The 12936-nt window shown below is 67.1% G+C and carries 12 protein-coding genes; 11 read left to right on the top strand and 1 reads right to left on the bottom strand.

Annotated elements, in window-relative coordinates; genetic code table 11:
- Nucleotides 1–9: 9 nt before the first annotated feature.
- From pafA to MHY23_RS04715, 6 genes are read left to right on the top strand one after another with little or no spacing between them, the layout of a single operon-like run.
- Entirely contained in the window at nt 10–1377 is a 1368-nt protein-coding gene (pafA, locus tag MHY23_RS04740) for a Pup--protein ligase (RefSeq protein WP_239306626.1), read from the top strand.
- Nucleotides 1378–1383: 6 nt separating this feature from the next.
- Nucleotides 1384–2334: a WYL domain-containing protein gene (locus tag MHY23_RS04735; protein WP_239306602.1), complete on the top strand. Its 951-nt coding sequence runs from the start codon at nt 1384–1386 to the stop codon at nt 2332–2334.
- Nucleotides 2334–3278 carry a YafY family protein gene (locus MHY23_RS04730; protein ID WP_239306601.1) on the top strand — a complete coding sequence of 315 codons (945 nt, stop codon included), beginning with the start codon at nt 2334–2336 and terminating at the stop codon, nt 3276–3278. The genes MHY23_RS04735 and MHY23_RS04730 overlap by 1 nt, the downstream gene beginning before the upstream one ends.
- A gap of 35 nt (nt 3279–3313) precedes the next feature.
- Nucleotides 3314–3577 (top strand): Sec-independent protein translocase subunit TatA, encoded by a 264-nt coding sequence (gene tatA / locus MHY23_RS04725; protein ID WP_181888418.1) that lies wholly within the window; start codon nt 3314–3316, stop codon nt 3575–3577.
- Nucleotides 3578–3586: 9 nt separating this feature from the next.
- Entirely contained in the window at nt 3587–4597 is a 1011-nt protein-coding gene (gene tatC, locus MHY23_RS04720; RefSeq protein WP_239306600.1) for a twin-arginine translocase subunit TatC, read from the top strand.
- 5 nt (nt 4598–4602) lie between these two features.
- Nucleotides 4603–7365, top strand: a complete 2763-nt coding sequence (locus tag MHY23_RS04715; protein WP_239306599.1) for an RNA helicase — start codon at nt 4603–4605, stop codon at nt 7363–7365.
- Here the strand turns inward: MHY23_RS04715 and MHY23_RS04710 are convergent.
- Complete coding sequence (locus MHY23_RS04710) at nt 7362–7928, bottom strand: serine protease (RefSeq protein ID WP_239306598.1); 567 nt, start codon at nt 7926–7928, stop codon at nt 7362–7364. The genes MHY23_RS04715 and MHY23_RS04710 overlap by 4 nt on opposite strands.
- 23 nt (nt 7929–7951) lie before the next feature.
- On the opposite strand from MHY23_RS04710, the gene MHY23_RS04705 reads away from it, so the two are divergent.
- From MHY23_RS04705 to MHY23_RS04685, 5 genes are read left to right on the top strand one after another with little or no spacing between them, the layout of a single operon-like run.
- Nucleotides 7952–9067, top strand: coding sequence for a M24 family metallopeptidase (locus MHY23_RS04705; RefSeq protein WP_370645817.1), 1116 nt, complete (start codon nt 7952–7954; stop codon nt 9065–9067).
- On the top strand, nt 9060–9794 hold the full coding sequence (locus tag MHY23_RS04700) for an SDR family oxidoreductase (RefSeq protein ID WP_239306596.1): 735 nt from the start codon (nt 9060–9062) through the stop codon (nt 9792–9794). The genes MHY23_RS04705 and MHY23_RS04700 overlap by 8 nt, the downstream gene beginning before the upstream one ends.
- Before the next feature lie 26 nt (nt 9795–9820).
- A complete protein-coding gene (locus tag MHY23_RS04695; protein WP_239306595.1) occupies nt 9821–10354 on the top strand; it encodes an FxsA family protein in 534 nt (177 codons plus the stop codon).
- A complete protein-coding gene (lnt, locus tag MHY23_RS04690; protein ID WP_239306594.1) occupies nt 10355–11932 on the top strand; it encodes an apolipoprotein N-acyltransferase in 1578 nt (525 codons plus the stop codon).
- Nucleotides 11889–12932 carry a polyprenol monophosphomannose synthase gene (locus MHY23_RS04685; RefSeq protein WP_255713862.1) on the top strand — a complete coding sequence of 348 codons (1044 nt, stop codon included), beginning with the start codon at nt 11889–11891 and terminating at the stop codon, nt 12930–12932. The genes lnt and MHY23_RS04685 overlap by 44 nt, the downstream gene beginning before the upstream one ends.
- Nucleotides 12933–12936 lie beyond the last annotated feature (4 nt).

Genomic DNA, 12936 nt, shown 5'->3' with positions numbered 1-12936 from the left:
CGCCGCGTGATGGGCGTGGAAACAGAGTTCGGCGTGGCCGCCTACGACGGCTCGCGCCAGGTGCTCACGCCCGAGGAAGTCGCGCGCTACCTGTTTCGCCCGGTGGTCGCGCAGCACCGCAGCTCGAACGTCTTCACCGGCAACGCTTCACGCTTGTACTTGGATGTGGGCTCACACCCTGAGTACGCGACCGCGGAGTGCGACTCACTGAGTCAACTGCTCGCCTACGACAAGGCGGGGGAGCGGATCTTCCACCAGTTGTCGCAGCAGTGCGATGAGGCGCTGCGTAACGACGGCTTCGCGGGTTCGACCTACCTGTTCAAAAACAACGTGGATTCGCGCGGGAATTCCTACGGCGCGCACGAGAACTACCTGATCAGTCGCGAGCTCGCGTTGAAATCTTTCGGCCAGCAATTGCTGCCGTTTCTGATCACGCGCCAGCTGATCTGCGGCGCCGGCAAGATCGCGGACAAGAAGTTCGTCATCTCCCAGCGCGCGGACCAGGTCTGGGAGGGCGTCTCGTCGGCCACCACGCGCACCCGGCCGATCATCAACACCCGCGACGAGCCGCACGGGGATTCCCACCGTTTCCGCCGCATGCACGTGATCGTGGGCGACTCCAACATGTCCGAGCCCACGTTCGCGCTGAAAGTCGGCTCGATGCTGCTGGTCATCGAAATGCTGGAGGCCGGCTTCGACTTGCCGGACATGGAGCTCGCAGACCCGATCGCGCATATCCGCGACATCGCCGCCGACCCCACAGGCTCCACCGAACTCAACCTTGCAGCGGGCGGCACCGTCACCGCGCTCGAGGTGCAGCAGCGCACCCTCGAGGCCGCGAAGCGCTGGCTTGAACAACGCCCGGACGAGGGCACGCCGAACGAGGAGATGGCGCGCGTGGTGGACCTGTGGTCCCGCGTGCTCGACGCCATTGCCACGCAGGACTTCTCCGGCGTGGACACTGAGATCGATTGGGTGATCAAGCGCAAACTGCTTACCCAGTTCAAAGACCGGCTCGGCTGCGGCTGGGACCACCCGAAGCTCGCCCAGATCGACCTGACGTACCACGACATCAACCCCGAGCGCGGCCTGTTCTACGTGCTGGAGCGCAAGGGGCTCGCGGCGCGGTGGATCGACAACGCCGCCATCGAGGTGGCGGTGGACAACCCGCCAGCGACTACGCGAGCCGCCATCCGCGGCGAGTTCCTTTCCGCCGTGCGCGAGCGGGGCCTTGCGCATAATGTCGACTGGGTGCACTTGAAGGTCAACCGCCCGGAACCCCGCACGGTGGAGCTGCAGGACCCGTTCGCCATCGCGGACGACGCCGCGGCCGACCTCATCGGTTGGGTCCGGGCACAGGAAGCTGCAGAAGGGTAGGTCGCGGTGGCCAACGACAACGACATGGTCGTGCGCCAAGTCGGGCTCACGTTCGCCTTGCTGGCCTCACCCGCCAAACGCGACGTGGCCTGGGTGCAAAAGCACGTGGACGGCTACGGCGGCCGCTCCCGCGACGCCGCCACCCACCTGATTGAGCGCGACGTGCGCGAACTGCGCGACCTCGGCGTGCCCGCACGCTACCAGGACGGCGAAGTGTGGGTGGTCAAGGACCTCTACGAGCTGCCGGCCGTGGACCTCACCGCCGAAGAGGCCTCCGTGGTGGGCCTTGCCGCGGATTTGAGCAAGCCGGGCTCGCTCGGCGAATTCGCCCGCTCCGGCTGGACCAAGCTCGCCGCCTCCGGGGCGACGCGCTCCATGGACGCGCCAGCGCTGATGAACGTGTCCAACGACATCTTCCAGCTGCGCCCCGACACGCTGCGCGCCATCGTGAAGTGCGTCCAGGCCAAACAGCGCATCTCCTTCGACTTCGTCCGCGCCCCCGGCAAGGACCCGGAGCGCCGCGTGGCCGACCCGTGGGGCGTGGTCTCCCTGAACAACCGCGCCTACTTCGTCGGCTACGACATCGACCGCGACGACGTGCGCGTGTTCCGCCTGAAAAAGGTCTCCCGGCTGAAGAAGGTGCGCCACTCGGACGCGTTCCACGAGCGCGCCGGCGACCTGCAGGCGCTGGTGGAGGAAACACTGCGCGGCGAGCTTATCGACGCCACCGTCACCGTCACCCACGGTACCGGCGAGGAACTCGCCCAGCGCGGCACCCGCGCCTCCAAAGTCGGCGCGGGAGGAGAGACGGACACCATCACGCTGCGCGGCGTGGACCGCGACTGGGCCGTGCGCACCATCGCCAGCCTCGCCGGAAACGTGGTCGCGGTGGAGCCGTTGGAGGTCCGTGAGGACGTCGTCAAGCTTTTGCGTACTGCACTGGAAGGGGAGAACTGATGGCCGTGGACTTCAAGCGCCAAGAGCGCGTCGTGCGCCTGCTCAACCTGCTGGCCTATTCCTCGAACCACCCGGGGCTGACCCCGATGGAAATCGCCCGCGACCTGGGCGCGGACCCGATGCAGGTGCGCGACGATTTCGAGCTGCTGTTCCTCTCCGGCGTGGGCACCGGGCCCGGCGAGATGATCGACCTGGAGTACTCCTGGAAGGGCGTCAATATCAAAGATGACCAGGGGATGACCACGCCGCTGCGCCTGTCGCCCGCAGAGGCCAGCGCCCTGTTGATCCTGCTGGATTCCCTGGAGACCATGCCGGGGCTCGTGGACGGCCGCGCCGTGCGCACCGCCGCCGAAAAGATCCGCGCGGTGACCAAATCGCAGGCGGTCGGCGACGCGGAACACACCGGTGAGGCCGGCGTTGCCGGCACCGTCGCCGAAGCGCTGGCGACCAAGCGCAAGCTGCGCATCACGTATTTCTCTGCGTCTTCGGACACAGTCACCGAGCGCGAAATTGACCCCGCGAGCCTGTTCCACCAATCCGGGGCGACCTACCTCCACGCCGCGCAGCACGGCGAGATGCGTACGTTCCGCTTGGACAGGATCCAAAGCGCCGAGCTTCTCGACGCCCCTTCGGCCGCCACCGACTTCGACACTGACTTTGACCCAGCGGACCCGTTCGGCATGGCCGATCGAGCACAAGCGAAGTTGCTGATCCACCCGGACGCGACTTGGCTGGCTGACTACTGGGAGATCGAGCTGGACAATGCCCCGGAGCATGCTGGCGCGCCAGGGGAGTGGCTCCCCGCGACCATGCGCTATGGCAGCGACGACTGGCTGGTGCGCTTCTGCCTGAGCCAGGCGGACCGGGTGCGCATCGTCGAACCCGCATCTCTCGCGGACGAGGCCACGTCCCGCGTGCAACGCGGGCTCGACGCGTTAGACTAATCTGCGCGTTAGACCGTTTTCGGAAAGGACAACCCATGCCAAATATTGGATGGACCGAGCTCATTATCGTCATCTTCGTCGTGCTGCTGCTGTTCGGCGCAAACAAGTTGCCGGACCTAGCGCGTTCCATGGGTCGCTCCGCACGCATCTTCAAGTCCGAGGTCAAGGAGATGCGCAACGAAGACGGGGCGGAAACCCCGGCGCAGCAGCGTCAAATCGACGCCGCGCCGACGCAGGAGACCCGCAGCGCTGCCCAGGAGGCGGACTTCTGGGAGCGTCCGGAGAATAATCCGCGCTAAGTCCGCCTGATGGCACGCACGAAAACCCCTAAGAGGCCGAAGAAACAGAAGAACCCGACCGGCGAGATGTCGCTGGTGGAGCACCTCCAGGAGCTGCGCCGCCGCGTCATCATCTCTCTGGCCGCCGTTGTGGTCGGCACCATCATCGGGTTCATCTGGTACCAGACCGCCCCGCCTCGCATGATGCCGCTGGGCGAGATTATCCGCGGCCCCTACTGCAACTTGCCGCCCGAACTTCGGGCGGATTTCACCGGCGACGGCGAATGCCGCCTGCTGGCCACTAACCCGTTTGAGATGTTCATGCTGCGCCTGAAAGTAGGCGCCCTGGCAGGCCTTGTGCTGTCGTCCCCGGTGTGGCTGGCGCAGATCTGGAACTTCATCACCCCGGGCCTGCATAAGAACGAGCGCCGCTACACGTTCAGCTTCGTCACCATCGCGGTTGTGCTGTTCGTCTCCGGTGCGCTGCTCGCGTACTTCGTCCTGGACAAGGGCCTGTACGTGCTCATGTCCATGGGCTCCGAGGTCCAGATTGCGGCGCTTTCAGGAGGGGAGTACTACAACTTCCTCCTCGCGCTCATCGTCATCTTCGGTGTCAGCTTCGAAGTGCCGCTGATCATTATCATGCTCAACCTGCTGGGCATCCTGCGCTACGAGCACGTCAAAGACAAGCGCCGGATTATCATTGTCGGTATTTTCATTTTTGCTGCGGTGATGACGCCGGGCCAGGACCCGTTCTCCATGGTGGCGCTGGCTATCTCCATTTGCCTGCTGGTGGAGATGGCCTTCCAGTTCTGCCGCTGGAACGACCGCAAGCAAAAGCGCGAGCGCCCCGACTGGATGGACTTGGACGACGAGGAAGCCTCCGGCCCGATTGCAGCGCCGACGCCCGTCGGCCGCGCCAGCAGCATCGGTGCGGAGCCGATTGAGCGCCCGGCTCCGGTGGAGCGCGCGCCGGAAGCTCAGCACAATTCCTCGCCGCGGGGCTACGCGGGCGGCGCAGATTTCAGGGACGTACTGTAGGGGGCATGCTTTCCCCCGATCCTGGTACATCGTTTCTGCGGGAATTCGCCGAGGCGAAGCCATTTGCTCTCGACGACTTCCAGCTCCAGGCCTGCCAGGCGGTGGAGCAGGACCGTGGCGTGCTGGTGTGCGCGCCCACCGGTTCGGGCAAGACCATCGTCGGCGAGTTCGCCGTCGCCCTCGCCCTGCACCGCGGCACGAAGTGCTTCTACACCACACCGATTAAGGCGCTGAGCAACCAGAAGTACCACGACCTAGTCGCCGAGCACGGCGAGGACGCGGTGGGCCTGCTCACCGGCGACACCAGCATCAACGGCTCCGCCGAGATCGTGGTGATGACCACCGAGGTCTTACGCAACATGCTGTACGCGGAGTCGCCCCAGCTGGACCGGCTCACACACGTGGTGATGGACGAGATCCACTACCTGGCCGACCGCGACCGGGGCGCGGTGTGGGAGGAGATCATCCTCAACCTCGACGACTCCGTGAGCCTGATCGGCCTGTCCGCCACCGTGTCCAACTCCGAAGAGTTCGGCGAGTGGCTCGACGCAGTGCGAGGCGACACCGAAGTCATCGTCTCCGAGCACCGCCCCGTGCCGCTGAGCCAATACATGATGGTTGGCCGCAAGATGTTTCCGCTGTTCGAGCCTGGCACGGACGGGCGGGTCAACCGCAGCCTCGAGCACGCCATCGAGCGCATCGAGGCGGGCTCTTCCGACGAGGGCCGGCGTGACTTCGAGGAGGGGAGAGGCTTTCGCTCCCGCTCGCGCAGTGGGCGTTCGCGCCGCCAGGACAAGGTTCGCCCCGTCGGCCGGCCCGAGGTTGTCTCCGCCCTCCAGGGCCAGGACATGCTGCCGGCGATCGTGTTCATCTTCTCCCGCGCAGGCTGCGACGGCGCGCTGTTCCAATGCCTGCGCTCGCGCAAGGAGCTCACCACGCCCGAGGAGCGCGCCGAGATCGAGCAGATTATCGACGACGGCGTGGACGGCATCCCCGAAGAGGACCTGGAGGTGCTGAACTTCCGCCAAGTGCGCACCGCCTGGATGCGCGGGTTCGCCGCGCACCACGCAGGGCTTCTGCCCGCGTTCAAGCACATCGTGGAGCAGTTGTTCGTACGCGGGCTGGTCAAGGTCGTCTTCGCCACCGAGACCCTGGCGCTGGGCATCAACATGCCGGCGCGCACCGTGGTGCTGGAGAAGATGGTCAAGTTCAACGGCGAGGCCCACGTGGACCTCACCCCGGGCCAGTACACCCAGCTCACCGGCCGCGCAGGACGCCGCGGGATCGACCACATCGGCAACGCCGTGGTGCAGTGGGCGCCCGCGATGGACCCGCACCAGGTGGCCGGGCTCGCGTCCACACGCACCTACCCGCTGATCTCCCAGTTCCAGCCCGGCTACAACATGGCCATCAACATGCTGGCCATGAACGGCTTCGACGATTCGATCCGCCTGATAGAGCAGTCCTTCGCCCAGTTCCAAACGGACCGCTCCGTGGTCGGCGAGGTGCGCGACATCGAACGGCTGCAGCAGAAGGTGCGCTCGCTGCGCACCAAGCTCGAGCGCGACATCTCCGCGTTCGCTCCGCCTAGCGACGACGCAGCCTCCGAGCTGGTTGAGTACTCGCAACTGCGCCGGGACCTGTCTGAGGAGGAGAAGCAGGCACGGCGCGACCACCTGGACAGCCGCCGCACCGAGACGATCAAGATCCTCGGCTCACTGCAGGTGGGCCAGGTCATCGCGCTGCCGAGCAAGCGTAAGCCGGAGCTCGCCGCCGTGGTGCAGCCCGCGGGCAAGCCGCACGACCCGCGCCCCTGGGTGACCACGGAGCGTGGCTGGTCCGGGCGCATCGACGCCGCGGCGTTTAAGAACCCGCCGCTGGTGGTGGGCCGCATCAAGGTGCCGCGCCACATGCAGGACCAGCCGCGTCGTCACGCCCGCAAGGTGGCGAGCCTTCTGCACCGCGGCCACTTCGACGCCCCGAAGCGCCTGCGCGAGCAGTCCCGGGTGCGGCCGAACAAGAAGATCACCGCGCTGCGCGAGGCCATCCGCAACCACCCGGTGCACGACTGGCCGGCGGCGGACCGCGAGCTGTTGGCCCGCACCGCCGAGGAGATCGTGCGCGAGGAGCGCGCTCTGGCCAAGCTGGAGCGCCGCGTGGACACATCTACCGACTCGCTGGGCCGCACCTTCGAGCGCATCATCGGTCTGCTCACGGAGATGGATTACGTCGAGCTTCACGACGGCGAACCGCAGGTCACCGACGAAGGCGAGCGCCTGTCCCGCATCCACAACGTCTCCGATCTGCTGGTGGCGCAGTGCCTCAAGCGCGGGATCTGGGACGAGCTGGACCCGGCCGAGCTGGCCGGCGTGGCCTCCATGGTGGTGTTTGAGAACCGCCGCGCCACCGGCGGCAGCCCCGAGGCCGCCACCGACGCCATGGCCGACGCAATGAACGAGACGATGCGCATCTACGGCGAGCTGGTCTCCGACGAGCAGCGCCACAACCTGCCCGCAACCCGCCTGCCGGATCCCGGGTTCTGCCTGTCCATCCACCAGTGGGCCGCCGGAGCGCCGCTGGGCTACGCCCTGGCCGCCGCTGCGGAATCGGGCGCGGAGCTCACCCCCGGCGACTTCGTGCGCTGGTGCCGCCAGGTGATCGACTTGCTCGAGCAGATCAAGAAGACCGGCTACTCGGACCAGATCCGGGACAACGCCAACCGGGCCGTGGACGCGATCCGCCGCGGCGTAGTGGCCATCGGCAACTAAAGCCGGCGCAGGGGCTGGATAAGCCCCCGCGGCCACAGCGACACGGTGGCGATGCGCAGGTTGATGCCTCTGGGATCCAGGATGAGCGACTGGACCCCGACAACCTTGCCGCCGACCAGCACGGGCCCGCCGGAATCTCCTTTCACCGCCGGAGGGTTCGCGTACACCAGGCCAGCGGGCCGGACGCGGGTCACGCGCTTCCTGGACCAGGACACCGGCAGCGTTCCCAGGTAGACACCCGGCCGGGCTTGGACGCTGCGGGCCTGGCCGCCGAAGCCGAGCGTGAGCGTGCGGGACAGCAGTCGCGGCGACGGCCCGAGCACGAACGGGGCGACATCGATCCTCTCAGGCAGACGCACCAGTGCAACGTCTGTGCCGGGCACGAGGTGGAGGCTGTCGACGGGGAACACGGAGCCGTCGATACGCACCTGCGTCCCCGCAAGCGGGCGCTCGCGGAAGAAGTGGGCGCATGTGAGCACGATGTCGGGGGCGATGAGTGCGCCTGAGCAGTAGCCGCCGAGTGTGCTCAGGCGGGCGACGGTGCGGTTCAGGGCAGGCAACACGGCAACGATGCTAGCGATCTACCATGGCGCACATGACTGCATTCGACTCTGATGTGTACACCGAACGCCGCAGCCAAGCCGCAGAGCTGGTCAAACAGCGCGGTTTGGGCGGGCTGGTCATCGGCACCGGCGCGGAATTCGCCTACCTCACCGGTTCCTGGACTTCCTCGCACGAGCGCCTCACCGCGCTGGTGATCGCGCCAGGCGGCACCACCGTCGTGGCACCGGTAACGGACATCCAGTCGCTGGGGCTGGACGGCGCCCCAGACGTCGAGGTGATCGGCTGGCGCGACGGGGAAAACCCCTACCAGCTTGTCGCGGACACACTCGGCGACGGTACCGTGGGCCTGGGGTCGTCGCTGACCGCGGACCACGTCTTCGCCCTGCAGGGGCTGCTGCCCGAGACCGAGCTTGCCTCCGACGCGGTGGCGGAGCTGTTCATGGTCAAAGACGCCGAAGAGGTCGCCGAGCTGGAGAAGGCCGGCGCCGCCATCGACCGCGTGCACGAGCGCGCCGCCGAGCTGCTCCAGCCCGGCCGCACCGAGCGCGAGATCGCGGACGAGCTGCACGCGTTGATCTTCGAAGAGCACGCGAACGTGCAGTTCGTCATCGTCGGCTCCGGGCCCAACGGCTCCAACCCGCACCACGATTTCTCCGACCGCGTTCTCGAAGAGGGCGACCCTGTGGTGGTGGACCTTGGCGGCGCGCTGCCGTCGGGCTACCAGTCCGACTGCACCCGCACCCATGTCGTGGGCGATGTGGCCAAGGCACCAAAGGACTTCCTCGAGGCCTACGCGGTGCTGGAGCGCGCTTTCGACGCCGCGTGCCAGGCCGCCAAGCCCGGCATCACCGCCGGCGAGCTCGACGCCGCGGCCCGCGACGTGATCGCAGACGCCGGCTACGGCGAGTACTTCACCCACCGTCTCGGCCACGGCATCGGACTTTCCGGCCACGAGCAGCCGTTCATCATCGCCGGCGGCGACATCGTCTTGCGCGAGGGTATGACGTTTTCCATCGAGCCCGGCATCTACGTGCCAGGCAAGTGGGGCATGCGCATCGAGGACATCGTGCGCATGACCGCGAACGGCATTGAAACGCTCAACCACACCCGCCGCACGCTAGGCGTGAACGATGCCTAGCGGCTCTGGGCAAGGTACTGTGCTCCTTCTAGGGGCGCGCAGCGACATCGGCGGCGAGATCGCCGCACGCGTCTGCCAGGGCCGCGAGGTCGTGTTGGCGGCCAGGGGTAACGGGGGACTGCAGGACGTCGAGAAGCGATTGCTCGCCGCGGGTGCCACCGCGGTGCGCACGCTCGACTTCGACGCCACCGACGTGGATTCGCACCGGCGCATCGTGCGCGAGGCGGGCGAGGTGAGCACCGCAATCGTGGCGTTCGGCATCCTCGGCGACCAGACACTCGCAGAGCGGGACGAGGGCGAGGCCGCGCGCATCGCCACGGTGGACTACCTCGCGCAGGTGAGCATGATTACGGTGCTCGCCGACGAAATGACGCGAGGGGAGATCTACGCCTTTTCCTCCATTGCCGGGTGGCGCGCCCGCCGCGCCAACTATGTCTACGGCTCCACCAAGGCGGGCCTAGACGCGTTCTGCCAAGGGCTGATGGACCGGCTGCACGGCACCGGGCTCAACCTCATCCTCGCGCGGCCGGGCTTCGTCATCGGCTCGATGACGCAGGGCATGAAACCGGCGGTGATGTCGGTGACCTCGGACGTGGTCGCCGACGCGGTGGTGGACGCCGCGGCGCGGGGCAAGAGCACCACGGTGTGGATCCCGCGGCGCCTGGCTGTCCTAGCCGCGGTCATGCGTGTCGTGCCGAGGCCGGTGTGGAGGCACATGCCGAGATAGCGGTGCGCCCAGGTACCCTCGTGGCCATGCCGATTCCTCTTCTCGCATACTTCCTCGTCGAAGCGCTCGCCTTCTTCCTGGTAGCCAAGGCCATTGGTGTGGGCTGGGCGCTTCTGGCCATCTTCGTACTCATGATCGCCGGCGGCGCCGCAGCCAGCATGGCGCTGCGCAACTCGCTGCTGCAGGCCGCGCACGGCCGCTCTAGCGTGGGCAAGCTCGCGGGCGATTCCGCGCTGCTCATCGGCGGTTGGACGCTCTCCGTCATCCCCGGTTTCGTCACCTCACTGATCGGCCTGCCGCTGGTATTCGGCCCGACGCGCGCGCTGATCCGCAAGACCATGACCAAGCGGGCGCGCGCCGCCGTGGAAAACCTCGGCGTGCGTGTCTACGACGCCACCCCAATGGGGCAGTTCCAAACCAGCTACGGCTCCTTCAACCAGCCAGGCGATGCACAGCAGCAGGAGCCGGTCATCGACGCCGACGAGCTGGAGCAGTGGTACCGCATGGACAGCCCCGAGGGCCCGCGCGACGCTGACGGCGGCACCGGCGGGGCACGTTAAATGCCGGCGTTCCTCCGATTCGGACTCGCCGCCGTTTCCGGCTGGCTGGTTTACCTGTCGTACGAACCTCTCGGCCACTGGTGGGCCGCGGTGCTCGGCATCGCGCTGCTGTGGCTCACACTCATGCCGTGGCCTAGGCGCGCCACCGCGGCGCTGGGCATGGCGGGGGAGGCGCAGGAGCGCCCGTCGGTACGCTTCGGCGCGCTGATCGGGTTCACGCACGGTCTGTTCTGCTACCTATTTCTGCTGCCGTGGGTGGGCGAGTTTGTCGGCGCCATGCCGTACATCGCGCTGGCGATCACCATGGCGCTTTACGCGCTGGCCACCGGCGCGTTCGGTGTGCTGGTGGCCCGCTGGCGCTTCGGCGCGTTCGCGTTCCCGCTGGTCTACCTGGCTGTCGAGTTCGTGCGCTCCTCGTGGCCCTTCGGCGGCTTCGCGTGGGTGCGCCTGGCGTGGGGCCAAATCAACGGTCCGCTCGCCGCGCTATCGGCCTGGGGTGGGCCCGCGCTGGTCACCGTCGCCGCAGTACTTGTGGCGGTTGGGTGCATCTCGCTTCTCGACGGCACGTCGCGCTGCCCCGCCGTCGCCGCCATCATCCTGCCGTTGGCCGCCGGGCTGATCGCCAACCTCGGTGTCGGTAAGGACAGCTCAACCGTCGACGAGGCCCGCGTGGGGGCCGTGCAGGGCAACGTGCCGCGCATGGGCCTGGACTTCAACGAGCAACGCCGGGCGGTGCTGAGCAACCATGTCAACGAGACGCTGCGCCTGGCGGAGGAGGCCAAGGAATCCGGAGAAAAGCTGGACATGGTGTTCTGGCCGGAGAACGCCTCCGACGTCAACCCGTTTGCCGACAAAGAAGCCGAGGCGCTGGTGGGCGCGGCGGTGCGGGGCGTCGATACGCCCCTGCTGGTGGGCACGCTCACCCGCGACGACGTCAGCGCCCGCAACACCATGGTGGTCTTCGACCCTGAAACGGGGCCGGGGGAGCGTCACGACAAGCGATTCCTGCAGCCGTTCGGCGAGTACATGCCCATGCGGGACTTCTTCCGCAACTTCTCCGACCTGGTGGATTTGGCGGGCAACTTCAAGCCCGGTGACGACAACGGTGTGGTCCACATGGGCGGCATTCCAGTCGGCGTTGCCACCTGCTACGAGGTGGCGGAAGACGAGGCGTACCGCATGGCGGTGCGCGGCGGCGCCCAGATTTTGTCCACGCCGACGAACAACGCCACCTTCGGTTTCACGGACATGACGTACCAGCAGCTGGCGATGAGCCGGATGCGCGCGATCGAAACCGACAGGGCAGTGGTTGTGGTCGCCACCTCGGGTGTCTCGGCGATCGTGCACCCGGACGGCCACGTGTCCCAGCAGACAGAGATTTTCGAACCCGCGCACTTGATGGAGACGCTTCCGCTGCGCACCGGCACGACGCCCGCGGTCCGGTTCGGGCAGATTTTGGAGTGGCTGCTCGTCGCCGCCGGGGCGGCGCTCATAATTGCCGCAGCCGTGTCCGCGCGCCGCGGTGGGCGCGGGTATGCTCCTACCGGAGAACAACAGCGTAAATACGAGGAGAATTAGCGCCGTGGCCAACCAGACTCTGGTGATCATTCCGACCTACAACGAGGTGGAGAACCTCCCGCTTATCGTCGAGCGCGTGCTGGCTACGAAGGATGCCGTTGACATCCTCGTCGTGGACGACAACTCGCCGGACGGTACCGGCGCGAAGGCCGACGAGCTCGCCGCCGCCCACGACGAGGTCAACGTCCTGCACCGCACCGGCAAGGACGGCCTGTTGGCCGCCTACCGCGCCGGCTTCAACTGGGGCTTGGAGCGCGACTACCAGGTGCTGGTGCAGATGGATGCCGACGGCTCCCACGCGCCGGAGGAACTGCACAGGCTTCTCAACGCGCTGGATGACGGCGCAGATTTGGCCATCGGTTCCCGCTACATCGAGGGCGGGGAAGTGGTCAACTGGCCGAAGAACCGCTTCCTGCTGTCCAAGCTGGGCAACCAGTACGTCTCCGTCGCCCTCGGCACCGACGTGGCGGACATGACCGCAGGCTACCGCGCCTTCAAGCGCGAAGTGCTGGAGGAGCTGGACCTGGATTCGCTGTCCACCAAGGGCTACATCTTCCAGGTTGAGATTGCGCACAAGGTGGACAAGCTGGGCTTCGACATCCGCGAGGTGCCGATCACCTTTGAGGACCGCAAGCTCGGCGAGTCCAAGCTGGACGCCAGCTTCGCCACCGCCTCGCTGGCCGAGGTGACCAAGTGGGGCGCCGCGGACAAGGCCACCTTCGTCAAGGACTTCACCTCTGAGACTGTCCGCCAGTTCGTCTACGCCGTGGAGCACTCGAAGCTTGCCGACGTCCGCCGCGCGGCCGCCGACGCTCCCGAGCAGATCATCAACGCTCTCGGCGAGTTCGGCGCGGTGGCTAAGCACGAGATCGACAACGCCGACCTGGGCAAGGTCCAGGCCAACGCCGCCCGCCGCGTCAACACCGCGATCCACTTGGGCGAGGAAACCGTCCGACAAGCGCTCTACGCGCTCGGCTTCGACGGCAAGCGCAAGAAGTAGCGGC

It is taken from the genome of Corynebacterium sp. ACRQP (genome assembly GCF_022345915.1).
Taxonomy (GTDB): Bacteria; Actinomycetota; Actinomycetes; order Mycobacteriales; family Mycobacteriaceae; genus Corynebacterium; species Corynebacterium lehmanniae.
Note: the sequence above shows the minus strand (reverse complement) of the source record. Positions and strands in the feature narration are given on the sequence as shown.